This window comes from Paenibacillus sp. JJ1722 (genome assembly GCF_048282685.1).
GTDB lineage: Bacteria > Bacillota > Bacilli > Paenibacillales > Paenibacillaceae > Paenibacillus > Paenibacillus polymyxa_B.
This window is the reverse complement of the sequence record NZ_CP182500.1, coordinates 2,351,812-2,375,594: the sequence shown is the minus strand read 5'-3', so window position 1 is coordinate 2,375,594 and position 23,783 is coordinate 2,351,812. Positions and strand designations below refer to the sequence as shown.

The following is a 23,783-nucleotide window of genomic DNA, read 5'->3' as shown; positions in this document are numbered from 1 at the left end:
CAAAACGTAAATTTTTGGATTTTTTTAAAATACGCTTAACAAAAAAAAGTGCTTCTGGAATATTCCAGAGGCACTTTTTGTCGGTATATGTTTATTTAAACTTGGAATCACAATGCCCAAGAAATGTGAAGTAACCAATCGTTACTCCTTAACTTCCCTGATTAAGCACCTCCTATTGTTTCCTGAAGATGGATAATCTGGTTATGTGATTGAACAGGTACATACACGATAAACAAGAAGCTAGTTACGAAAATCAATAGAACCATTTTTTTTAACATTTTCTAACCACACTTTCTCAATAAAATTGTAAAATCCTGCTTTGATTTCAGGGACAGCGTAAGTCTTAAAATGTACGAATAGCCCCAAACAATTTTTAAAGCAAGTCACATTATTTAGTGTATTCGAGTTTTCCAATGAACAGAGCAAATGTTTAAAACCATCACTATACATACCTCGGTGCAAATAATAATAAGCTAGCTCATATCCAAAACGTGCATACTGATCCGGCACGACTCGCTGTGTGTACATATCAGTAGAAGCTTGCTGTTGAGCAAAAGAATTAATCTGTCTTTCAAAGCGCAAAAATATATCATTCACATCTAGCTGGAATTGATTAGCCGCAATTACAACGTTCATCAACTTAGCTATCATTTCCTTTTCTGATGTTTCCGATGAAGTGCAAATATACTCTAGGTAATAAGGAAGTAAGCTTACTTCCCCTGATAAAAGCTTATACACGTAAGTATTACCTTCTGCCCAATCTTGAAACTGTTTAATCCAATGCAGAGTATCCTCGTCCGTCTCTTTGACCCAATCTAAATTAGTGTAGGCGTATGTATATTGTAATGCCTGCTCATAATCGCCTTTGGCCTCATATACACTGGCACACAGTAAATCAGAATAGGTGATGTACACAAACAATGGACGGCTCAGCCTCTTTTCAAGTTCCGCTGGCTTTCGTTTTTTCTGCTGATGCTCTAATGTATATTGAATTTCCGCTCTAACTCTCATTTTTCGAGCGGTCACATCAAGCCTGTCCCATAAGCGTAAAGAACGAAACACATTCGCCAAATCTTTTAGCGCATCAAGTTGGTCTATTTCATCTAGACGTTCCACGAAGGGTTCAAATAGCGTTGCTGCCTTGAGATTACGGCTCTGATCGTCTCCAACTTGAATCGAGAATATACGATATTGACAGATGGCCAAGCGTTCAGAATGCTGATATTTCTCCACTTCTGCGACATTCTCATAGAGAGGCAACGCAGCAGCATGTCGTCCCTGTTCAAATAATGCTTCTGCAACATCAAATAGCCTTGACGCATACAGCGGATTATCCATGATATGTCCAATCATTCGACGGATTGCATCCAGCTTGTCCAGCTCCGCACAACGATACAATAATGGCTCGATTCGCCTAAAATTCGGGGAAAGGTCAATAATGTAATTTTCTATGTAAAGATCGTAAAAATAGCCCTCTGGCAAATCCATAGCCTCAGTAATTCGGTCTAGCTGCTGTACGGAAACAGGACGATGCTGAGTAATCCAATTACTAAGCGTTCTTTGATGAACCCCTGAATATTCGGCAAATTGACTCAATGTCATTTCATTTTGTTTTAGATAATCCTCAAACTCCGCTGAAATCGTAGGTGTATGCTTCAAGTCATAACCACCCTTCACATAAAAATTCCATTATTTTAAAAATCACCCTCTATTCTTCTTCATAATTAACCATCTGTCAATAAATTATGCAACTAATGTTTATAACGAAAATTCAGCATAACTTACACACAAGGGAAGATTGTGAAAATGAATAACAAAAGTGAAATTGGATTGCCGAAATAAAAGGTTTCACAGAGTTGACATGACTATTTCATTTCTCCATATTCTTTACTATTAGTAAATGATATAGAGTTCCCAGGTAATAACTCTGTTGAACCTTTTAATCAAATGAAAAATCCCCTGATTTTGATGTAATCAAGGGATACATAGGTTCATTTCTCTCGCTTTGATAATGCCAAGTTGATTATTTCTCCAGTCACAATTCCTGTCAGAATTGCATAGATTCCCATAGCGCTCATCTGATATCCCAAAGCGTAAAATACCCCTATAACTATTGCGTAGTTCAATAGAATCGTTGCATAACGCTTTAGAAACTTACTCATGGAAATCCCCATAAGCAGCAACTCCCACCTTAATTTATACTTCAACCATTGTAAATGTTAAGTAATTGTTGCATAAAAGTAAGGGGAAATTTGTCGAATGAGAAATCCGTTAAGAAGAAATTTGCACCTATTCACTGCTGGGCAGGCCACGAAACAAGCCTTCTTTTTCATACCATCCACGCACTCACATGGAGTGCGACACAGGTAGTGCTGGAACACTTAGCCCCATTGCGAGAATTTCAATCCACGCACTCACATGGAGTGCGACAGCGAAAATGCAGTAATTGATACCCTAATGATATCAATTCTACACATTGTCGCAAAAACTGATGTCAAATAAGCTTGGATCAACTATTGACTTTACGGATAAATAGCAATTTTAATACTTTTCGACAAATTTCGAGGTGCGAAGGACCCGGGGTTTTTATGTGAGCTTCACATTCGCACCTTATAAAATCAGTGGGCTTTCCATATTGTAAGCTTCCTTAGCCCCTATATGCTCTACTTTCTTTTTATAGCTATCTCCAAAGTTGTAGAAACGCAGGCTGTCTTCTTTTTTTGTCTATCAATTCTTCTAATTCATATTTTAAATCGGCGGAACTGGGGCGAATCCAAAATGCACTCAAACACGGAATTTTACACCCTTTGTCCGTGATCTACGCACCTTTTCACAACCTTTTCCAGTCTTTTTCTGCCTTCTCTATCTAATGTACTTACATCATACGTAATTTGTATTAACAAGATCAACCTACTTCCACAAAAATGGAGGGCACTCGTCCAGATCTCCACGAATATATCTAGCTAAGAGCAAAGCCCGTGAATAGGACACCAGCCCCCAAGACATTTTCTCATTCAAATAAGGATGAATCATTTTTTCATCATGACAGCCTCGTTTTCTTTTTTGTAAAATCCTTTGCCATGAATCATTTTTTGTTAATAATGTAAGAACAAAACGATCGGCATATACTCCTCTAAGCTCTTCCATCACATCCAGTGCCAATGAGGCTCGCCCTGGACGATCTCTATGCAGAAAACCTACATAAGCATCCAGGTCGACAGCTTCCAATGCCGATTTCATATCGTTGGACAGCATTGTATAGGCAAAAGATAATAGGGCATTCACATTATCTAACGGCGGGCGCTTATGGCGTCCATGAAAGTAAAATCATCTTTTTGCTGCAAGATCAGTTCATCCCACACGGAATTGTACTGAACCACCGCCGTCCCTCCAAACCGCGTAAAATCTCCAACTCCTCACTTCACGGACCTCTTCATGATTTCGGATAAAGAGGCGCTCTCCACTCGTACGACCAAGTGGCGGCTGCTCCGTCATGATCCACGCACTCATATAGAGTGCGACTTTGTTCCAACATACGATCAACCTTTAACTTGGTAAATTCAATCCACGCACTCATATAGAGTGCGACAGCGAAAATGGGTCAAATGCCTCCTATTTAAGTACCATTCTAGCGTTATTTTGGCAAAAACGCATCTAATATTACCTCATCCTCTTGCGATCGTTTAAAACTTGTTCACATTCGATGTAATTCGACAAAATCTGAGGTGCGAATCTCTCGGAGAATTCATGTGAGCTTCACATTCGCACCTGGACAGACTCGCTTTTTGGCTTAGCAACAAATACCTGCCTGGACTTATTTCACCTCTGCCAGTTCTGCCACCTGTGAAGGAGTAAGCGCACATTCGAATATATTTAATTCATCGATAGCGCATTTAAAAGCAGGGCTCCACCAGTTAACACCAAAGCTGAACGTTCTGGCTTTGGGTAAATACATCCGGAAATATCGACTACATTGATCAGAAAAATACCTTTATGTTTTCGAAAATCATAAAGGTATTTGTAAAATATTTTATGAAGACGTTCGGCAAAAGTTGAGTTATTAACCCTGTTCATCATACCGGCTGCATTACCTGCATAAACCTTCCCATCCGTTCCAGCGCCTTCTCCAAATCGACGAGCGAGGCTGCATATGAGCAGCGAATAAAGCCCTCTCCGCCTGATCCGAATACATGTCCCGGTACGACCGCCACCTTCGCTTCCTTCAGCATACGAAGTGCAAACTGCTCAGATGACATGCCAGTAGAAGTAATTGAAGGGAAGGCATAGAAAGCCCCCTCAGGCTCATGACAAGCAAGCCCGATTGCATTCAAGCCGGCCACAAATAGCTTGCGACGTTCATTGTAGCTCGCCATCATCTCATCCTTGGCAGCCAAGCCATGGCGCAATGATTCCAGCGCGGCAATCTGTGCAATGGTGGGCGCACACATGGCTGTGTACTGGTGGATTTTCAGCATGCTGGCAATCAGCTCATGCGGACCGCACGCATAGCCTACCCGCCAGCCTGTCATCGCAAATGCTTTGGAAAAACCACTGATGACAATCGTACGCTCCTTCATGCCCGGCAAAGAGGCGATACTGACATGCTTTCTCCCGTAAGTCAGTTCGGCATACACTTCATCCGAAATGACGACCAGATTATGTTTGATAATGAGCTCTGTCATCGGCAGCCAATCCTGCTCCGTCATAACTGTTCCAGTCGGATTACAGGGATAATTGATCATTAAAACCTTTGAATGAGGTGTAATTGCCGCTTGCAGCGCTTGCGGGGTCAGCTTGAATTGCTCCTCTGCCGTAGCCGCCACCTCTACAATTTTACCGCCATGCAGATGGGTAATGGGTTCATAGGCAATATAGCTTGGTGCCGGAATTAGCACCTCGTCACCTGGATCGATCACTGCTCGCAGCGCCAGGTCGACGGCTTCACTGCTCCCCACCGTCACAATCAATTCGTGCTCAGGATCATAGGAAAGCGCGAAGCTGCCGGAAAAATAAGCAGAGATCTCCTCCCGCAGCTCCATCAAGCCGGCATTCGAAGTATATTTCGTCTGTCCTTCACGCAATGCCTGAATGCAAGCTTCACGTACCTTTTCCGGTGTAACGAAATCAGGCTCTCCGACCCCAAGGGCGATTGTACCTCCGCCTGCTGCATTCAGATCAAAAAAAGCGCGAATTCCCGATGGCCGAATATCCCGTACACGCGAGGATACAAACCGCCCTGTCCCCTTTTCACTAAACATATTACGCCATCCCCCATTCCTGTTTCCGCTCATGGAGCGAGCTGGCAATAATATGGTCCAGTAGCTGTGTAAAGGTTATACCCGCAGCTGCCGCACTCTTCGGAAGCAGGCTGTTGGCGGTCATTCCCGGTAATGTGTTCACTTCCAGCACGTAAGGTCTATCCTGACACAAAATCATATCGACCCTTGCATAGACCTTACATTGCAGCAGCCGGTAGCTGGCCAGTGCCGCCTCGCGCACACGCTGCTCAATAACGGGGGGAAGCTCGACCACCTTCTCCTCAGCGCCGCCGACCTCGTATTTTGCTTTGTAGTCGAACCACTTCGAATGAGCGGAGCTAATGCTAATAATCGGGAATACCTCGCCATCCAAGATCGAGCAGGTAATCTCCGTCCCTTTATAAAAGGGCTCAATCAAGATCGCTTGATCCAAGCTGCAAGCCTCCTGAACAGCTGGTAGCAGCTCCTTCTCATTTTGTACAAGCTGGATGCCAATGCTGGATCCCCCCGTATTCGGCTTCACAATTACCGGGTAGCCCAAACGCTCCACCACCTGCGGATCATAATCGTCCATCCCCTGGCAGTAAAGACCTGAAGGCGTATGCACACCCGCTGCCTTCAACAGCATCTTGGACAACTGCTTATTCATGCATAAGCTGCTTGCCAGGACACCGCTGCCTGTGTAGGGAATGCCCAGCGTCTCCAGCGCTCCCTGCACCGTGCCGTCCTCGCCATACTGACCATGCAGTGCCAACAGCGCGATATCGATGCCTGTCTGCTGGACCTGCGCGATTAAATCCGCTCGCTGCTCGATCACCATTGGAACCACTTCATAACGGCTGCGATCCAAATGATTGATCATCTCTTGACCTGTCTGCAGAGAAATCTCACGCTCAGAGGAAATACCGCCCATAATAACGCCAATTTTCATCATGACACCTCATTTTTCTTCAAAATCTTTATGTGGCTACGGATGTTCATCCGATCGCTATTGCTTCTTCAGAACAATATTCCGTCTCTATAGCTCTTTTCTTAATCCTTATGCCTTAAGAAAGTTACACGTCTGTTTACCGATTATTTGAATACCCCGTTCGATATTTTCATCTGTTACTCGTGAAAACCCAAGCCGCAATGTATTCGTCCCTTCTCCTTCTTGAATAAAAAACTTGTCTCCCGGTGTGAAAATGACGCCCTGTTCTGTGCAAGCTTCTAGCAGCTGGCGTGTATTTACACCTGTCGGGAAGGTAAGGAACAAATGCAAGCCCCCGTCACCAGTTACCTGCGCCTCAGGAAGATGTACTTCACAGCATGTCTTTGTCAGCTCATATTTGCGCTTATACTCTGTACGTGCTTTTTTTACATGTTTATCGAAATTTCCGTTAAGCATATATTGGTATAAAATCGATTGATCGATTGTTGAGGTATGAATGGTGCGCGCACGCTTAATGCTTTCCAGAGTGTCAATCAGTGCTCGGTCTCCAAGCACCCAGCCTACACGCAAGCCAGGGAACAGCACCTTGGAGAAGCTGCCAATATAGATTACTCCGTTCCCTTGGCCTGCTGTCGCTATTAAGGGCGCAATATGCGCTCCCGAGTAACGCAGCTCCTCATTGAATCCATCCTCGATCACCGGAATCTGATGGCGTGCCATTAATTTCATAACAGCGCTGCGCTTTGCCGGCGACATGACGATGCCTGTCGGATTATGATAGGAAGGAGTCAAATAGGCCAAATCGAAGCTATTGTTCTGCAGTACCTCCTCTAGCCGCTCTACATCAATACCGTCACACTCCATCGGAATGCCGGTAATCTCAAATCCTTGCAACTTCAAATTTTTGATCGCTGTGTGATGGGTCGGATTTTCACAAATTGCCGCTCCACGGCGTGCAGAAGGGCGTAAAGCCGACAGCACAATGTCAAAGCCTTCTGTAAACCCGCCTGTAATCAGCATATCCTTGCCAATTATATCAACGCCTTTGTTCTCCATATAATGCATCAGATAATCAATCAGCGGCTTGTAGCCCTTGGCATAGCCGTAGTTGAGCAGCACCTGCCCTTCGATTGCCATCCGATCCATAAAAGCTCGCCTTACATCCCCCAGATCAAACAGCTGCTCATCCGGAGCGATGCTTGTGAACGAGATAGTTCCCTTTTGGGCACGAATGCCCTGCTTCATCATATCCAGATCAACAGCCGATACAGCATACTCGTTCATTCTTGCCTTCCAATCGATCTCCCAGGTGGCAGAACCGTCAGATCCTCCGTTATCTACGGCCGACTGGCCCACCATGGCGGCCACATAACTACCCTTTCCGGGAATCGCATACGTAAATCCGTCATCCTCCAAGCCTTCATAGGCTGCAATGACTGTATTGCGGCTCACCTTAAGCAGAACGCTCATTTCTCGTGTGGAAGGCAGCTTCTGATCCGCCTGAAGCGCCCCTTTTATAATTAAACGATTGACGTATTCTTTTACTTGTATCGAGACCGGGCGGTCACTTACGAGCTTGAAATCCTGGAACATTCTTCATCGCCTCCCCCTATAATGATGGCATACAAGACGAGTGAAAAAAAAGAACCACCGCACTGGATTTTTCATCCTTCGGTGGTTCTTCCGCATTTTATCCCCTGTACGCCCTCATATTCTTGCCTCATTCCCCCGCATCATTGCCTCTCATCGCGCCCATTGCGAGCATTGTACATATCACAAAGATCGTTTCACTTCGATTTTATTTTCTTCCTTCTGCGGCTGAAGCCCTGAGAACTATGCAAAGTATACCAGTCAAACAAAACCATATGCCGTAACGACTGACCGTGAATCCTGCCGCATCGTCAATTGTCACATGGAGTGCGCCTATTTCTTTCTTGAGGACGTCCTCCATTCATCATATTTCAATCCACGCACTCATATAGAGTGCGACTGTTGCCCTTGTGTAATTCCAGTGTCGAAACATTTCAATCCACGCACTCATATAGAGTGCGACGTCTCATTTCAAAGCTCCTATCTTTCTCACAGATATTTCAATCCACGCACTCATATAGAGTGCGACCAGTTCATGAACGGATTGGATGAAGATGATAAGTCAATTTCAATCCACGCACTCATATAGAGTGCGACAGCGAAAATGAAGGAATTCATACCCTAATGATATCAATTCCATGCATTTTCGAAAAAAACGATGCCAAAAAAGCTTGAATCCACTATTGACTTCTAACGAAGAAAGCTAATCCGAATCCATTTCGACAAATTTCGAGGTGCGAAGGACCCGGGGTTTTTATGTGAGCTTCACATTCGCACCGTAACCAAGACAATACACTCAGGATACCACAAAACATTTCTCCGTCCCAGAGCATGCTCTATTTTCTAAAACAATAACGACTCTGCCCCATCAATTACAATTTGTGCACCAGTAATGTGACGCGAATGATCTGAGGCCAAAAATGTTACCAAATCAGCTACCTGCTCGGGTTGACCCGGCCCATCAGCCAACGGTTGCCCTCCTTCGGGAAACTTGACGGGGATGGTAATTTGCTTTAACCCTTCCGATTTCTCCGTGGTTTCATCAATATTCGTCGAAATGGCACCCGGATAGATGACATTCACACGAATACGGAACTTAGCCAGCTCCAGCGCAGCCATTTTAGCAAAACCGGTTTGACCTGCCTTTGATGTGCTGTAGGCTGACATTCCAAAGCTGGTAAAGCGCTGATTTCCATTAATGGAGCTGGTAATAATAATGCTGCCGCCACCGTTCTTTTTCAAATGTGGTATTGTATACTTCACCGTCAGGAAGGTACCATCCAGATTCGTGGACAATGTTTGCCGCCAATCCTCAATGCTCAGATCCTCGATCGGTCCGACGACCCCGTTAATCCCGGCATTAGCAAAAATGATATGCAGACCGCCAAATAATTCAACCGCTTCCAGAACTGCTTTTTCCACACGCACCGGATCAGCAATGTCCACGTCAAATGCCCGAGCTGATCCTTCACGTATGGCATTAATTTCTCTTTCCGTCTCCAAAATGCGCTCATTACTTACGTCAAAAAGAGCGACATTCGCTCCTTCTCTAGCCATTTGAATGGCCGTTGCCTTGCCAATGCCAGAACCAGCCCCCGTGATCAGAGCCGTTTTGCCTTCAAAGCGTGCGCCTCCTGCATATGTGTAGCTCATATGTATCGCTCCCTTTCAGTAATCTGTATAATCACAAGATTACCCAAAAGGATATACTTTATAATCACCATTTTTGCGCATTTTTTGCTATTCCTTTGCGATATTTGAGAAAAGGACGAATATTACGCGCATTAGCGCGTATTTCCTTCTCCTCCTCGTTACATTCTATAAATATCTTAACGAATCGTATTTTTCTATGTATTCATCAAAAAAAGGACGTTATACAACCATGGATATGGATGCATACGTCCTTTTGCTTATTCATTTACCACTGAAGCTCAATAAATGCAGCATCATCATCAAGTCCCCCGGTATGGGATGCGTCCAATAATACCTGTATCTGCTCATCAGGGACAGGCTCGCGAATGGGGTCCAAATCGGATAAACCGTCCGTATACACCTGTAATCTCATCGGCATATCTGCGGGTATACTTCTTTCGTACCAATGAGGCTTCCCACCAATCGGCCCACGACTTGTTGACCAGCGCTCCGCTGTAGAAAAAGTATGATCGAACAGCTCGCTAATTTCCTCGGCACCGTTCCATAGTCGCAAACGTGAATCCCCTTGCCAGGCAAGTCGGAGACGGCCACGGCTACCACGCTTCGGCAGTTCGATTTTACCGCAAATATACATGGACTGGCTTCCCTGACGACGTTTATCTTCCAATACCGAGCGCATTAAGCCTGATTCATGATCCAAAGGCTGCCGATCCAGTTCCTCTGCCGCTGTACCTGCCAAACGTTCAAGATACCCCCTCAACTGATCAGCAGACAGATCTTGTCCCCGTTCCATCCAATCCAGTAAAGAGGAACCCAGATAGCGGGCTGCAAAATCTCCTCGGTAACTGAGCCCGACACCATCACACAAGACAAAACAACAGACGGATTTATGAATACGTACTGCGGCGAAATCCTGTCCGCTTTCCCCCATACTGGCAGATTCGGCAGATCTTCCATAGCCATAACGACACATAAAACGACTGTGATGAGATGATAAAGGCTGATCGCCTGTCTGAGAGCTTATGTAAGCAAATTGCTGAGTCAGCCTTGCATTCATTCCCTTTTTTTTGCTCGCGGGGAGCAGGGACAGCAGTGGATTCATGCTTTTACCTCCTTACCGTACAGGCGTTGCAGCCGACATTTGGAACCCAATGGACACCAGTTCCGCACAGGTTCCGGGCAGCATCATAATGGCTCCTTCACCTAACTGATAATCTGCTTCAAACAGCATTTCCCGATAACTTTCAGGCAGTACAGAAGACATATCACGCAATTTCACTGCATGTTCATCCTGCAACGGCGTATTATGCGTCAGACCTTTCCAGCGACGGGGGTCCTGAATAGGCGTTTCCAGCAACCTGTCGGATAAAAATATATTCTCCACCAGTACATTACCGTCCGGTACACTCATGCTCATAATGCGCTTCGCAATCGGTTCCGGATCATCGCCTGTGGAAACCCCATCTGTCATATGACAGACCAAAGGTGCAGGACAGTCCTGCATCCCTGGTAATTCTGCCTGCAAAATACGCTCAGCTTGCAGGAAGGCTTTTGCTGAATCTGAAAATCGTTTGGGTGTCAAATCGGGCAACGAACCAATGGCCGCGATTTCATCAATTCCCTTGACACCATTCAGCAGGTCATACACGTCGTCACTATAAGCTAAAATCGCAATCCGATAGCGTGCTGTCAGCCGATTTCCTTTGGTTGATCGGAAAACCATCTGCCGGATCGCCAACGATATAGCTTCATATACAACGTCAATACGCCGCCGCCCCTCCATCAGCATGTTCATCGACGCGCTGATGTCAATCAGGTAAATGATCAGGGCGGGAGTGCGTTGTGAAGCCTGTATTGTATAATTCATGGTTTGTACATGCTCCCCTCAGTTACCTTCTATCTTCATCTGTTTTGTAGCTATCATTCCGTCCATATATAAACATATGAAATATTAAATTTTAGGCAGTCTAAAATTCGTATCGCCTAAAAAATTATAGATCGAGGAAGCCCGATATCCCACTTCGCCTACCGAACGATAATAAGAAGGATTACTATCATATAGTGTTCTAAAACGCTTCGCAAAGCTCTTTGCCTTCGCAGCGCTTCCACCTTCCTGAGAGGCATACGCCTTGTTGTATAGGGAAATAAGCTGAAGAACGTTCTCCTTGTTTCGTGCATGCATGGACTCTTTTAGCTTTTGTTCCGCCTCGGCTGCTGCCTTACGAGCTGTCTCTTCCTGGGCGGCACGGGCTTCCTGCTCCTTTTTCAAAGCCAAGTATTTTTCATACTTTGCCTGTTGATCATACATTTTTTGCTTCGCCAACTTGGCAGCCGCCTGCTTATTTTGTTCCTTTTGGGCGAGATAAGCTTCATATTTAACCTGTTGATCGATAAGGGCTTGCTGTCTCTTCTGCTCTTCCTGTTGCTTTTGAGCGGCAAGTACCTGCTGTTTGGCCTGCTGTTCCGCTTCCTGGCGTTGTTTCTCCGTCAGCAATTTTTGAGCGGCTTCCTGCTCGGCTGCCAGCTTTTCCTCGGCCGCCTTTGCAGCCTTCGCTGCCTCTTCCTGCTTGGCCGCCTCGATTTGCCGCTGATTGGACTGATCTGCAAGAATATTCACGGCTGGGATTCCAGCTGCCAACAGAACGACTGCGGCCGCAGTTGTCATGATAAACGCTTTGGAGCGATACCAGGCTTTTGATTTTTCAGGTTGCTCCGGCGTCTTGGGATTCAACTGCTCCTCTAGCCCTGTGATCGCAGCCGACACCTCCACATGCAGAGGACTGCCGTCTTCTACAAAATGATACAACGACCGGTATACTTCCAGCGCTGCAGCAGGTTTGTTCTGCTGCTCCAAATCACGTGCCTGTCGGAACAGCTTGTCCGTTACCCCACGCTCTCCCTGCTCCAGGGCAGCCTGATTTAGCAGTGCAGCCTGTTCAGTCTTGAGCGGTGCAGGTGCTGACAAAGAAGATGCAGCTTCACTGGAAAGGCCACTCACCGCTGCCGATTCTATTGTTTCTGTCGCAGCAGGCTCCGGTTCTATAGCCTCAACTGGAATTTCCTGCTCAGTAACTGCATTAAGTACAACCAACCATTCGCCAAAAGTAGGGCAACTGCTTAAATCCTGACTATCCCAGGCGCGGCTGAACAATTCTACCACCTTGCTGCCCCAACGGGATTCAAGTGATTTTCGTAAAATAAAATAACGTTCGCAAGGCGTCTGCATTTCATGCTGATCAAAATAACTTTCGCCCCACGCTTTGTCGACTACAACACGGTCAGACCAGCCTAGCATTTCTCCTATAATAATTGCCCCTGCAAAACGGTCTGCATACGCACTCCATAAACCGCTGTGGACGGTACGATGGGCGGCATACCCTGGCGAACCTGCCAATAGAGCGTCTGGACGATCCATTTTAGTACTATACATTTGTTCCACGTCCACCAATTCCACAGCTGACGTGCCTTGAGGCAGTTCCACTTCAGAAAAAAACGGAAGCATCACATTCGGCGCCGATAAATCACAGTGCGCCAATCCTTTTTGCTCCATAGCTGAACCGATCCCTGCCAATGCTCTGGCTAAAGCCAGACTATCGGAAGCCTCAAGCTGACGCTGATCTGTGAGACAATCGAACCATGTCATACCGTGAACCCATGGCATCAGCACCGCATACAGCAAATCAGGCTGCTCGGCGATCAGACTTCCGTTTCTTTCTGGAGTGAGCACATCACGCTTGCATACCTGCAAACCGGGAATATCCCCGTATGCTTCCATATGCTCAGATTGATAAACCATAGCCGGGATGCGGAACTTCGGAAAAAACACTTTAAGGGCTTTTGCCTCATGCGGTGCTCCGTTTTTGGCATTCAGTTGGTATACAATTCCCTGCCGCCCTGCTTGAGCATAGGCTAAACCGGGTGCAGCGGGATGTCGTCCAACCACATAAGCTGTGCCGTTTATGATCAATTCGTCTCCCGGATTCGGTTGAAAAGACATGAAACATCCCTCTCCTTACATCATTCAGTATGCTAGTTTTCCTCACCTTATTATATACATCTATGGATGGCAAGAAAACCGGGTATCCGAAGATCGCCCGGTTTTTCCTGAACATCCTGTGCCAAACCGTGAGGAATGGCTCACATATTGCTTCTTATAGAGTGGTATATGACAAGTTAATGCCTATCAGGCAAGGCAACTTATTTCGTTTGGTCAACCGTACGGAATTTGTTAGCGATAGCTGTCAATTCTTGGCTGATGCTGTTCAAAGTCGTTACGAAAGCTTGCATTTGTTTGCTAGCTTCCTGAAACTCTTGGAAGAAGCGTTGTTTAGTCATACCTTCCCATTGACCTTCCATACCTGAGATGGACTGTGTCAAACTGGAAACGATCTGTTGGCTTTGCTCACCACTTTGTTTAAATTGGTTAGCCACCTGATCAACCTGTTCTGGGGTAATTAAAATGCGTCCTGCCATTTTTTGCGTCCTCCTTGATGATAAAAATGTTTTTGTTTTATCTAGTTCAAATTGTACTATGGCTATTTAATTCCCTACAAAAGGCAAAGGACCTAATTGTAACAATCCCACTTTTTAACTATAAAACAGCATCTAACAGTATAATATTAACAAAACAACCACCTAATAAGTCCCATAAAGTCGGGAATTGTGAAACGAATCAAGTGAATTTTGCAGTCGATCCAGATTGTCCCGGAACGCGATCCCAACTAAGCGACAGGCTGATCTCTTGCTGTAGACGGATCAGTAAAATACCAATCCTGCGGACTGCTAGAAGACGCCTGCATCAGAATATCCTGATGCAACGTTTCTACATCCGAAGACTGTACACCAGCAATGGCATGTACGACAGACTGCGGGTTTGAAATCAGACTGCCTGTTTCCGAAGCTTGCCCAGGCAGAATAGACGGTGATTGCTGATTCGACCAATCGAGCATTGTGACGGGTCGTCCCAATGGTTGGCTGGCAAATGACAGAATCGTTTGATAGTTGTGATCAACAGACTGAAACTGCTCTGCCTTTCGGTTCAGTTGTGTACCTGATGTATGGAGGTAAGCATGAATCTGTTCTGACATCCGCTTGGCCTGCATCCAATGATTCAAGATCGCCTCGCGTGCAGATACATCCCAATCCAGCGATTGTAACGCCTGCTCCAAACCTGCTGTTAACTGTTGAATTTGCTCCGCCGCATGCTGTAGCTGCCCGCTAAGCCCCCGAAGCACATCCGGTTCAACTCGAATGCGCATATCCATCACCCTTCTTCTGTCACTTCTTCATTCACTGCCGACTGTTTCAACCAATTTAATAATAAATCCACAAACTGATCCCTTGAAGCCATAGCTGCAATCAGCCAGTCTCCGTTACCACTTGAGCTCATCCGAAATATCCAGTTCATTGCAGGACACAGGACAAAGGCTGCCCGTTGTGATTCCCACTCCCTGCCGTTCCATACCAGCAATTGCAGTTCTCCTTCGGCTACACGAGAACTCAAAGACTGAGCCAGTCTTGCAGCCCCCTCTGCATCTCCGCTAGCCTCGGTCAGTTTACTGCTGATCAGAGACACACTTTCTCCTGCCGATTGCTCGTAAATTTTATTAAATGCCTGCTTGGAGAACATAAGTGCGGGGGATTCAGGCACAAGTCGATCTACCCAACCCATTTTATCAATCAATGTCTCGCAAGCCTTTTCCACATTTCCCAGATCGTACAGTCGATACTCATCGGGTTCATCAGCGGATTTCACGAGTTCCACTACACGCTCGTTCGTGCAATGGAGATAGCCTTCAAACCGCTTACCTCCCCGCACATAGCGTATACGGCAAGCCCTGTTGGATAATCCCGCGATAGCGACTCTTGAAAAAACGGTAGGAGGCATTGCTAGCTCTTTGCCCTTATCTACCCGCTTTAGATACCCCTTTTCCAAAAGAGTAGCTTTTACCTGCTCCCACTCTTCCGCCAACTCCTCTGCTAGATAGCCCTTAAACGGATCTTCCACCCCAAGCAGTCTGTCAGAACCCAGTACGCCTGCCAGAAAAAACAGTTCCTTCGCCTTGAGGGTTATTAACTTCTGCTTGGAAGCTTGAAACGTTAACATTATGAGCCACCTCCCTTCAAACTACAACATGCCATCGGTCACGAATTTTCGTTATCCAATCCTCACAGCTCACTTGCTCTGAGAAGGGAATTGCCGCTTTTATCCTGGTAAATTTGCGCCGTACGTAGTATCCCTGCCCAGGTGGCAGGACTTTTAGGCCACCAGCAGCGGCGTTCGCCTCCGAATAAGGGATACGAAAGAACGATAGATCATTCGAATCTAGTGTTCCAAATAGCATACCGCTTTGGCTTGCCTTGACATCATTAAACCAGTCCACACCAAAGGTAGGGAAATCAGATGGCACACCCGATAGCACGACATGCACATTGCGATCACGTCCCAACCGTACAATGGCGGAGAGCTGATCCTTTATCATAAAATCGTTCAGTTGCTTACTTAACATATCCGCATCATCAATGACCAGGAGCAATTCGGGATCATTCCCCTCCTTGTTCCGCTGTTGAACGATATCATACACTTTCTGTACCAGAGGTCCCATTTCTTCCTCGCTTTCGGCAGCAGCCTTAACATGAGGAAGATGCCGTAATCTAGATAGTCCTCCGCCTCCATAGCGTGTATCGATCGTATAGACTTCCAATTGATCGGGTGATGTGTAATAAGCAAGCGATATAATCCAGCTCATTAGAAAAGAGGTTTTTCCACCCTCCATTGGACTACCCACTATAAAATTGGGCCCTTCTTTCAGATTCAGGAGAAAAGGCTCAAGATCGTCACTCTGTAGACCTACAGGTACTTCATAAGGAAGTGCACCCGATGGTCCACTTGTTCGATCCCACTGCTGAAGCAGTTCCGACAGTGGAATCCGCTCAGGTAATGGGAGGATGGCTGGTGCGTGCTTGCCTTTCCATTCCTGCACAATGCCAGCAATATTGCGGCGTAACCGTGCTGATCGCTCCGCCTCATCTTCTCCTGGTGAAGGCAATGCCGTCTGGAACTCCAGCGGAGGAACATGCCCTTTAACCAGAGCGCGGCCTGGAATTAACGGTCCTGGCGTTTTGGCTGGTCGTCCTACCGCATAGTAATAGTCACTCGGGTCGGACATTTCAAAAGAAACAGCATTCGGTATGTTACTGCGGAATTTCTCAAACACATCGGTAATCCGGTTCGCTGTAATGATAAACGTAATACCTAGACTGCCTCCTTCTCGCAAAAGAGATTCCAGCAGTTCATTTTCATCTGGATAAGCATTACGGAAATTAAGATATCCATCAATAACTACGACAATTTGCGGAATATCCTCAACAGCAGAACGTCGATAAGAGCTTATTGTTTTGACACCAGCCTCGGAAAGCATTTCCTTGCGTACGGCCACCATCTTGAACAGATAACGGAACAATCGCTTGATCCGGTCATCCTCCTCAGCCATCATAACAGCCCCGATTTGGGGAAGTTCCCCAAAGTCGCGCATCGTTCGACCCATATCAATGATATACCCGTTCCAATGATTCGCTGCAAAACGCTGAGCCGTGGACATCAGCAATGTATGCAAAAAGGTCGTTTTTCCCATGCCCGGCATGCCATACACAGCCCAATGACCATGATCCAGCGATGCATAAATTGGCTCCTGCCGCTGATTCGGCAAATCATCCACCAGACCAATAAGAGCCTTCAGCTCCAAAGGTGATGATGTACTATCTATTTCGGTGCATACCGACAGATTTGTTAAATCCAGCAATTCAGGCAGCGGTGGAAGCCACGGTCCCTGAAGTCGTTCGATCCCTGCCTTAGCAGCCTCATTCGCAATATAATCAATAAATACTTGAAGCTGTTTAGGGGCTTCTTCTCCTTTTAAGCCTGAGCTTGCCCGTTCGCCGCCCGTCAGTAGCGCTTCACGTTTCCCGTTCAGTCTCACTTCATGTACAGGTAGTGCAGAAGAAATATCGCTGTTGCCTATATACGGCGCACCGCTCCAAGCAAACTGCATCTCTTCAAACACCTCGTCGCTACCGACCTGGAAATATCCTCGTCCCGGCTTCGTAATCCACGCGGCATTCGGTATTTTCAACATGTCACGGCTATCACCTTCGCTTTGCACCCGTAAGCAGATGCGGAACCTGGAGTTACTCCAGATCTTATCATCTACGACACCTGCGGGCTTTTGCGTCGCCAAAATCAAATGGACACCTAGTGTCCGCCCAATCGCGGCAATACTGATTAGCTCGTCCATAAACTCTGGCTGATCCCGCTTTAATTGTGCAAATTCATCAATAATAATAACCAGATGAGGCAGCGGTTGTTCCTGCCGCTGCCGGAGTAGTCTGTAATATTCATCAATATGCTGTAAATTGCCTGCATCGTTCAATATCTTCTGTCGACGAACCAGTTCTGCTTTAAGAGATATTTTGGCGCGTTCAATCAAATTATTGTCCAAGTTCGTAATCGTACCCACAACATGCGGCAAGTTAACGAACGTGTTGGACATGCCTCCACCCTTGTAATCGATCAGCATAAAAGCAAGATCATGCGGATGAAACTCGGCAGCAAGCGAGGCCACGATGGACTGGATAACCTCACTCTTCCCTGAACCCGTTGTACCGGCGATCAAGCCATGGGGACCATGTCCTTGACGCTCTATCTTATCATGCAGGTTAATCATAATCCTCTTACCGCCTGCTCGCACGCCCATCGGCACAGGTAAGGTATCGGGATGGCGGTTACGTCGCCACCGATCTGCCACGTCCAGTTCTTCCACACTCGCTACGCTCATCATATCAAACAGAGGTAGCACAGCGGGAATGTCAGAAGCAGAGGAACGCTTCAAGCGAATAGGAGCCATGTACCTCGCCAATGCATCGGCTTCCTCTTTTGACAAACGATCCGGTTTAAAACTTTGCTGTTCAACCTCCGCCGATTCTGATTTGCGGGCATATACGCCCTGCTCTTTGGAAGCCTCCACAATCAGCTGACACTGCATCGGCAAAGCCTCTTTACGAGAAGCCAGCACAATCGTACACGCATCAATGGCTCGACCGTCCTCCAGTAACAACGGCAGCAACGGTTCTTCCTCAATCAGCTGGGTGTCAGATAAAACAACGATATAACACGGGACTTCCATTCCTTTGCCCTGGCGATCATTGCGATTATTTTTACGACGGTTCAGTCTGGCAAACAGAAAATCAGCTAATTGATGTGCACTGCTACTGCGGTCTGACATCATTCTCTGGATGCGGTCATCATCCCACACATGTGGGAGCCAGCGCATCCAAGTCCATTCACTTTCCTCTCGCTCGTCATAGAAGGAAGCAATTTTCACTTCATCTGGCGAGTGACGAACCGTCACCTGTGCCAAAATGACTCTTAACGCAGCAAGGGTATGCTCCCGGTCGCCAACCAATCCAACCACTTTGGATTGAAACAGCGGTAATGCAATGGAAGCAGCGTCTACCAGACGAAATTCCTCTTCCAGTTCATCCGCAGCTCCCAACAAAGGATCTCGGTCATAACCATCTGGACGTGGGATTTGCAATTTAATATGAAAGGGAACTTGCCCAGTCCCAATACGCACCTGCAAAAAGTCCTCATCCTCCGGTGATCGTTCCCAAAGTGAACTGTTGCGGTTTTTGACGATTTGAGTGCATATTTGCGGGTCACCATGAATTTCATATAGTGTGCGAATTTGCTCCTCGCGTTTCATTTCAAGTTCTTCACGATGCTTTTGAAGCTGTTCCCGGTACATCCGGTCCCGTTCCTCCAGATTGCGCTTGTATTCCTTCTTATTATTTAAATAGACGAAAAAAGGAATCGTATAAGATGTAAGCATCATGACCACGGTGACCATCTGGAACATCAAATAGTTACTGTTACCCATCTTGCCTGTTTTGCTCATATATACGTAAAAGCCTATAGTCACCAACGTCATCATTAACGGAATAAGTATAGATATAATAGAAAAAGACGGCTTGCTCGGCTCAGCCGGAGGCCGTAAAATCTCCAGCTTCTCCTCTCGGAGCGCCGGCCTTAATCTCGGGGATCGCTGGTATAATGCATTCAAGACAAAAGTCCCCCTTTTCGCTTACTATTTCATTTTACCAAGGTTTCATATAATTTCATGTGTGTATTTACCCATTTTTTTCACTTTGAAACAGAGAACGCCTTCCATACACAGGCGCTTCGTCCTGAGTTGTCGAAAAAGCGCGCTGAATACGCACAGTACAGCCTTCACGCAAGCCTGATCCTGTGAGTAGCTGGTTATCCCCCACCCTGAACCAAAGCCCTTCCGGGAACTTTGCTTCCATAATATATTGCATGCCTTCCGCCGGAGGCTCGCCGAAAATGCGCACACCCAGCATCAGCTTTAAATGTTCCACCGAGTATTCATCAGCTACCTCGATGTCAAACCACTCTGTTTCCTGTCGTCCTGAAAGCACGGTCAGGATCATCTGTCATCCCTCCCGATCCTTAATATATGGCAAAGTTCACGCAAAAAGCCTATTTCAACGGAAATATGGCTATCGTAACTGTAGCATCCGACTATTAGACTGTCAATTTGTTACAAAATACCCACTCTAAAAATAAAAAAGCGACTTTAGTCATATTCTCTCACATTAGTAGAGTCATTGGTATCAATAATATGTATTTAATCGTTTGTTAATACGGCTATATACGTCATTTTGTCGATTAGTTAGAACTAAATTCGATTGTTCCCTAGATTGTTGTGAACACTTTGTAAATTTTTCAGACCTTTATGTTTTTATAAGGTGTTTTTAAGGTAATTTTAAGAAACGGGCACTACAATAAAGCCATGAAATAACTCAGGCGAGGTGATTTTTGTGAGAACATTAATTACATTTCAAAACAAACGTATTCCCGTATACTTCAATCAAGAAAATAAGCAACCGGTACAAAAAACTTTAAAACTTCTAAGTAACACTTTGGAGAATAAAATCTCCAGCGGCAAGCGTGCCCTTCAAAAATGTCTTAACTCTTTGATCAGTATAGAGATTGTCGGTTGTGAAGCCATCCTGCATAGCGTTAGTGAAAATGATTCATTGGCATTGTCCCTCTATTAAGAGGGACTTTTTTTTGTCCACATTAAACACAAAAAAGAGAGGGGCATTTCAGCACCCTCTCCATATCAGCAGCTTTGAAACATGATACATGTGACTTACCGCAGCTTATGCATTTGATCAGACTCTATTTAAAGTATTCTGCGATAACCTTTTTTACCGCCTCGTTCCTTATTCTGCGCCTTCTCAATCCGTATTCTAAACAGTTCTAGTAAATTAGCGCGTGTATGCTCTTCCCGGCAGTTGTCCAGCTTTTTTAAGATAAAACGGTCAATGGACATATGACTCAGGCTCCTTTACAGCAAGCTGCCCCTGCTTTTCAAGGGGATGATCAGGCTATCCATTTTTAACCATTCTGTACGTTGTTTAAACAGGTACGTTCCTTATAGGATAAAGCAGGCTGGATTACATACCCTTTAATTAGGGTAAATACATAAAGTTTCGAAAATTTTATCACGTTAAGCCTGGAAGCTATGGACAAGGAGCGAGCAGAAACCATGAGTAAACACATGATTACTAAAATAGGCTGGAACCTTTTATGTGCATTCTTAATCCTAACGATGCTGGCTGCATGCAGCAGGGAAAAAGCTTCAACCCGGAGTATGGCCCAACATGAAGCTGAAGCACGTGCCTACACCGTAACGGGTAATCCCAACCAAGGCGCATCATCCCTTGATGAACGAGCTGCCAATCATACACCTGTTCATCAGCAAGGCAGCAGCTATGTCGAAATATCAGGTGGCGTTAGCATTGATAAAAATACCGTGAAAGTTACAGGACATTCCAACCTCCCAGCCGGAGCACGGATCAAAGGGAATCTTGCGGTCAAAAACTCCCTGTTAACTGGGTACACGGATGAGACCACTATTCAAAAGGACGGAAGTTTTGTACTCCGAGTGCAACGCCCTGGAATACAGGGCAGTATGGATCTGACTGTTCTGTTCCGTCCGGATGACCAAGACAATGAAATACGAAAGCTGTATGGCAGCGGTGGCAACAAGTTGGAAGGTCCTTATGTATATCAATACGAAGAAAACAAACAGCTTCTGCATGAAGTTCGGATTGGGGCTGAATTTGATCCTGAACAAGAACGCAATACCCCTTTAGTTAAGCCCGTCTGGAACAAACCTAAGGACTACGGTAGTCCTCAAGTGTGGATTAAGCCTGATGTGAAGCAAGAAGGTAACTATTATCATGTATATGCGCGCAGCAATTTGCTGGAAGGGTCGGACGTCAAACTCACGATTGATTTTCCGGGACGATGGCAGTTTGGCTACGATGATCAAACCAAAGTTATGCCTGACGGCTCCTTCAGCATGAGGGTCAAAAAGCCGAGCCTTGCCAACCGTTACACCATAGTCATAAGTTTCGAACCAAACGAAGATATGTGGACCAACGCCAAACAGGCGTATGGTACACAAGGAGAACGTCTTTCGGGACCGTTAGTCAAATCCGCAGACGACAAAGAGGGCTCCAAACAAATTGAAGCCCGTATCCCTATCCAACCCAAATCGTAACTAAACACAGCATCTAACTTAAAGTTACGGCCGTTCGCCATGAAATACGCTTCACAGATACAGCCTATGACGCGGTATCCACGTCTGAGTAGATACAGAATCTAGTGTCGTCTAGCCGCTACGGCTGTATCGTGACTGGCGTGCCTATACTTACCTTTTCCTGAAGCTCAAGCACATCCTTATTCTGCATTCGAATGCAGCCATGTGACACCATCTTGCCAATGGACCATGGCTCATTGGTGCCGTGAATGCCATAATGCGGCTTGGACAGCCCCATCCAGAACGCTCCGAAAGGGCCGCCGGGATTGGGCTGTTTGTTAATAATCGTAAATTGCCCATGCGGTGTCTGTGTAGCCAGCTTGCCAATACCGACTGGATAACTAAGAACAATCTGATCTCCATCTTTCAAATATAAACGACGATCCGATAAATCCACCACAATGCTGTAGTTCGGCATATATTCACCCCTTTATACCATATGCCGACTACAACATAGATTTTCTTATATTTTTACATTTGATGCTTCACTGCAGTTCGGCTTACCACTCCACATCACGTCGCCAGCCGCTTCGCTGATCCCTACGACCCGGGGTTGTGCTTGAACGGCTATCTTTCCTGCGCCGGTCTGCCTCCTTACGCGCCTGATATTCCAGTTCCCGCTGCATTTTGCGATAATTGTTCACTCTGGATTCCGACAATTTCCCTCTCTCTATAGCTTCCTCCACTGCACATCCAGCTTCGCCCTTATGCTTGCAATCTGCAAAACGGCACTGCTGCGCCGTTTCCATAATATCCGTAAAGGTATGAGCGACACCCATGGAATCATCCCACAGATTTAATTCGCGCATACCAGGTGTATCCAGCAAAACGGCTTGCTTTGCGATGGGAAAAAGCTGTCGGTGAGTGGTGGTGTGCCTGCCTCGACTGTCTTCCTCCCTCACATCCTGTGTCAGTTGAACTTCAGATCCGGAGAGCCAGTTTACTATCGTGGATTTTCCACTACCGGAAGAGCCTGTCAAAGCAACTGTACAGCCAGGTTGAAGAAACGCCTCCAGTTGCTCTCTGCCTTCGTTCTGCAAAGCAGAAATAACGATAACAGGTACACCAGGGGCAACTCCCTCCGCTTCAGCAACCCGTTGTTCGACATCTTCACAAAGATCACTCTTACTCAAAACGACAACTGGGTTTACCCCGCTGTTCCAAGCCATAATTAAATACCGTTCCAGTCTGCGCATATTAAAATCATGATTCAACGCATTAACAAGGAACAACGTATCCACATTGGTAGCGATCAGCTGTTCCTTCGTCTCAAAGCCCGCGGCCTGTCTAGATATTCGACTTTTCCGTGGCAAGACGGCATGGATGACTGCATCCGACACTTCATCTGGCGTAGTGATTGCTAGCCAGTCCCCTACGGCAGGCATTTCCGCCGGATCGACAATAGCATGTCGTAGCTTACCTGAAGCCGCTCCCCAGCGTTCTCCATCCATTGTGATAAGCTTCACCTTTTGTCCATAATCGGCAATCAAGCGGGCAGGACGTACCTGTGTATTTCCTACGCGTTCCTCAAAACTTTGCTTCCATTGGTCCCAAAAACCGTTCCAGTAATCAGACCAACCGTATTCATGTATACTCATTGTTTTCCTCCTGAAATCATTATTATTTTTTTGATCGTAGTGTTATTCGATCGATAGGTATACA

Annotated in this window: 19 protein-coding genes and 2 pseudogenes; 2 read left to right on the top strand and 19 right to left on the bottom strand. The window is 46.0% G+C overall.

Annotated features, from left to right (window positions below):
• Nucleotides 1-240: 240 nt before the first annotated feature.
• The 16 genes and pseudogenes from ACM1ND_RS10805 to ACM1ND_RS10730 form a co-directional block, all read right to left on the bottom strand.
• Entirely contained in the window at nucleotides 241-1,659 is a 1,419-nt protein-coding gene (locus tag ACM1ND_RS10805) for a helix-turn-helix domain-containing protein (RefSeq protein ID WP_418027668.1), read from the bottom strand.
• Nucleotides 1,660-1,991: 332 nt separating this feature from the next.
• On the bottom strand, nucleotides 1,992-2,174 hold the full coding sequence (locus ACM1ND_RS10800; protein ID WP_418027666.1) for a hypothetical protein: 183 nt from the start codon (nucleotides 2,172-2,174) through the stop codon (nucleotides 1,992-1,994).
• A gap of 436 nt (nucleotides 2,175-2,610) precedes the next feature.
• Nucleotides 2,611-2,903, bottom strand: a pseudogene (gene cas2 / locus ACM1ND_RS10795) (CRISPR-associated endonuclease Cas2).
• A 7-nt stretch (nucleotides 2,904-2,910) separates the two neighbouring features.
• Nucleotides 2,911-3,418, bottom strand: a pseudogene (gene cas1 / locus ACM1ND_RS10790) (CRISPR-associated endonuclease Cas1); the annotation flags it as partial.
• Nucleotides 3,419-4,073: 655 nt separating this feature from the next.
• Entirely contained in the window at nucleotides 4,074-5,258 is a 1,185-nt protein-coding gene (locus ACM1ND_RS10785; RefSeq protein WP_028542671.1) for an aminotransferase class I/II-fold pyridoxal phosphate-dependent enzyme, read from the bottom strand.
• Nucleotide 5,259: 1 nt separating this feature from the next.
• Nucleotides 5,260-6,189 (bottom strand): D-alanine--D-alanine ligase, encoded by a 930-nt coding sequence (locus ACM1ND_RS10780; RefSeq protein ID WP_069081267.1) that lies wholly within the window; start codon nucleotides 6,187-6,189, stop codon nucleotides 5,260-5,262.
• A gap of 108 nt (nucleotides 6,190-6,297) precedes the next feature.
• Entirely contained in the window at nucleotides 6,298-7,782 is a 1,485-nt protein-coding gene (locus ACM1ND_RS10775; protein ID WP_418027664.1) for a PLP-dependent aminotransferase family protein, read from the bottom strand.
• A gap of 840 nt (nucleotides 7,783-8,622) precedes the next feature.
• Nucleotides 8,623-9,432, bottom strand: coding sequence for an SDR family oxidoreductase (locus ACM1ND_RS10770; protein WP_023988269.1), 810 nt, complete (start codon nucleotides 9,430-9,432; stop codon nucleotides 8,623-8,625).
• 265 nt (nucleotides 9,433-9,697) lie between these two features.
• Nucleotides 9,698-10,534, bottom strand: coding sequence for a hypothetical protein (locus tag ACM1ND_RS10765; RefSeq protein WP_023988268.1), 837 nt, complete (start codon nucleotides 10,532-10,534; stop codon nucleotides 9,698-9,700).
• A gap of 12 nt (nucleotides 10,535-10,546) precedes the next feature.
• Entirely contained in the window at nucleotides 10,547-11,299 is a 753-nt protein-coding gene (locus ACM1ND_RS10760; RefSeq protein ID WP_013309992.1) for a vWA domain-containing protein, read from the bottom strand.
• A gap of 84 nt (nucleotides 11,300-11,383) precedes the next feature.
• A complete protein-coding gene (locus ACM1ND_RS10755; protein WP_418027661.1) occupies nucleotides 11,384-13,429 on the bottom strand; it encodes a hypothetical protein in 2,046 nt (681 codons plus the stop codon).
• Nucleotides 13,430-13,629: 200 nt separating this feature from the next.
• Nucleotides 13,630-13,905 (bottom strand): WXG100 family type VII secretion target, encoded by a 276-nt coding sequence (locus ACM1ND_RS10750; RefSeq protein WP_013309990.1) that lies wholly within the window; start codon nucleotides 13,903-13,905, stop codon nucleotides 13,630-13,632.
• Between the two features lie 248 nt (nucleotides 13,906-14,153).
• Nucleotides 14,154-14,690: a WXG100 family type VII secretion target gene (locus tag ACM1ND_RS10745; RefSeq protein WP_069080956.1), complete on the bottom strand. Its 537-nt coding sequence runs from the start codon at nucleotides 14,688-14,690 to the stop codon at nucleotides 14,154-14,156.
• 5 nt (nucleotides 14,691-14,695) lie between these two features.
• On the bottom strand, nucleotides 14,696-15,538 hold the full coding sequence (locus tag ACM1ND_RS10740) for a hypothetical protein (protein ID WP_068940682.1): 843 nt from the start codon (nucleotides 15,536-15,538) through the stop codon (nucleotides 14,696-14,698).
• A 16-nt stretch (nucleotides 15,539-15,554) separates the two neighbouring features.
• Nucleotides 15,555-19,550, bottom strand: coding sequence for a type VII secretion protein EssC (gene essC / locus ACM1ND_RS10735; protein WP_076156854.1), 3,996 nt, complete (start codon nucleotides 19,548-19,550; stop codon nucleotides 15,555-15,557).
• Nucleotides 19,551-19,617: 67 nt separating this feature from the next.
• Nucleotides 19,618-19,938, bottom strand: a complete 321-nt coding sequence (locus ACM1ND_RS10730) for a hypothetical protein (RefSeq protein WP_023988263.1) — start codon at nucleotides 19,936-19,938, stop codon at nucleotides 19,618-19,620.
• 390 nt (nucleotides 19,939-20,328) lie between these two features.
• Between ACM1ND_RS10730 and ACM1ND_RS10725 the strand changes: the two genes are divergently transcribed.
• Complete coding sequence (locus ACM1ND_RS10725; RefSeq protein ID WP_013370782.1) at nucleotides 20,329-20,568, top strand: hypothetical protein; 240 nt, start codon at nucleotides 20,329-20,331, stop codon at nucleotides 20,566-20,568.
• A gap of 128 nt (nucleotides 20,569-20,696) precedes the next feature.
• Here ACM1ND_RS10725 and ACM1ND_RS10720 read toward each other — a convergent pair whose 3' ends face one another.
• A complete protein-coding gene (locus ACM1ND_RS10720; protein WP_023988262.1) occupies nucleotides 20,697-20,846 on the bottom strand; it encodes a hypothetical protein in 150 nt (49 codons plus the stop codon).
• A gap of 216 nt (nucleotides 20,847-21,062) precedes the next feature.
• Here ACM1ND_RS10720 and ACM1ND_RS10715 point away from each other — a divergent pair, with 216 nt between their 5' ends.
• Complete coding sequence (locus tag ACM1ND_RS10715; protein ID WP_256715587.1) at nucleotides 21,063-22,082, top strand: flagellar motor protein MotB; 1,020 nt, start codon at nucleotides 21,063-21,065, stop codon at nucleotides 22,080-22,082.
• A 118-nt stretch (nucleotides 22,083-22,200) separates the two neighbouring features.
• Here ACM1ND_RS10715 and ACM1ND_RS10710 read toward each other — a convergent pair whose 3' ends face one another.
• Both ACM1ND_RS10710 and rsgA read right to left on the bottom strand, forming a co-directional pair.
• Nucleotides 22,201-22,539, bottom strand: a complete 339-nt coding sequence (locus ACM1ND_RS10710) for a L,D-transpeptidase (protein WP_023988260.1) — start codon at nucleotides 22,537-22,539, stop codon at nucleotides 22,201-22,203.
• 82 nt (nucleotides 22,540-22,621) lie between these two features.
• Complete coding sequence (rsgA, locus tag ACM1ND_RS10705) at nucleotides 22,622-23,719, bottom strand: ribosome small subunit-dependent GTPase A (RefSeq protein WP_160790132.1); 1,098 nt, start codon at nucleotides 23,717-23,719, stop codon at nucleotides 22,622-22,624.
• Between the last annotated feature and the right edge of the window lie 64 nt (nucleotides 23,720-23,783).

Bases quoted from the DNA above. Each gene is read 5' to 3' on its own strand.
- ACM1ND_RS10720 (WP_023988262.1), bottom strand. From the start codon at position 20,846: ATGTCCATTGACCGTTTTATCTTAAAAAAGCTGGACAACTGCCGGGAA.
- ACM1ND_RS10785 (WP_028542671.1), bottom strand. From the start codon at position 5,258: ATGTTTAGTGAAAAGGGGACAGGGCGGTTTGTATCCTCGCGTGTACGG.
- ACM1ND_RS10755 (WP_418027661.1), bottom strand. From the start codon at position 13,429: ATGTCTTTTCAACCGAATCCGGGAGACGAATTGATCATAAACGGCACA.
- ACM1ND_RS10775 (WP_418027664.1), bottom strand. From the start codon at position 7,782: ATGTTCCAGGATTTCAAGCTCGTAAGTGACCGCCCGGTCTCGATACAA.
- ACM1ND_RS10750 (WP_013309990.1), bottom strand. From the start codon at position 13,905: ATGGCAGGACGCATTTTAATTACCCCAGAACAGGTTGATCAGGTGGCT.
- ACM1ND_RS10745 (WP_069080956.1), bottom strand. From the start codon at position 14,690: ATGCGCATTCGAGTTGAACCGGATGTGCTTCGGGGGCTTAGCGGGCAG.
- ACM1ND_RS10800 (WP_418027666.1), bottom strand. From the start codon at position 2,174: ATGGGGATTTCCATGAGTAAGTTTCTAAAGCGTTATGCAACGATTCTA.
- ACM1ND_RS10760 (WP_013309992.1), bottom strand. From the start codon at position 11,299: ATGAATTATACAATACAGGCTTCACAACGCACTCCCGCCCTGATCATT.
- rsgA (WP_160790132.1), bottom strand. From the start codon at position 23,719: ATGAGTATACATGAATACGGTTGGTCTGATTACTGGAACGGTTTTTGG.
- ACM1ND_RS10710 (WP_023988260.1), bottom strand. From the start codon at position 22,539: ATGCCGAACTACAGCATTGTGGTGGATTTATCGGATCGTCGTTTATAT.
- ACM1ND_RS10765 (WP_023988268.1), bottom strand. From the start codon at position 10,534: ATGAATCCACTGCTGTCCCTGCTCCCCGCGAGCAAAAAAAAGGGAATG.
- ACM1ND_RS10715 (WP_256715587.1), top strand. From the start codon at position 21,063: ATGAGTAAACACATGATTACTAAAATAGGCTGGAACCTTTTATGTGCA.
- ACM1ND_RS10740 (WP_068940682.1), bottom strand. From the start codon at position 15,538: ATGTTAACGTTTCAAGCTTCCAAGCAGAAGTTAATAACCCTCAAGGCG.
- ACM1ND_RS10730 (WP_023988263.1), bottom strand. From the start codon at position 19,938: ATGATCCTGACCGTGCTTTCAGGACGACAGGAAACAGAGTGGTTTGAC.
- ACM1ND_RS10770 (WP_023988269.1), bottom strand. From the start codon at position 9,432: ATGAGCTACACATATGCAGGAGGCGCACGCTTTGAAGGCAAAACGGCT.
- ACM1ND_RS10780 (WP_069081267.1), bottom strand. From the start codon at position 6,189: ATGAAAATTGGCGTTATTATGGGCGGTATTTCCTCTGAGCGTGAGATT.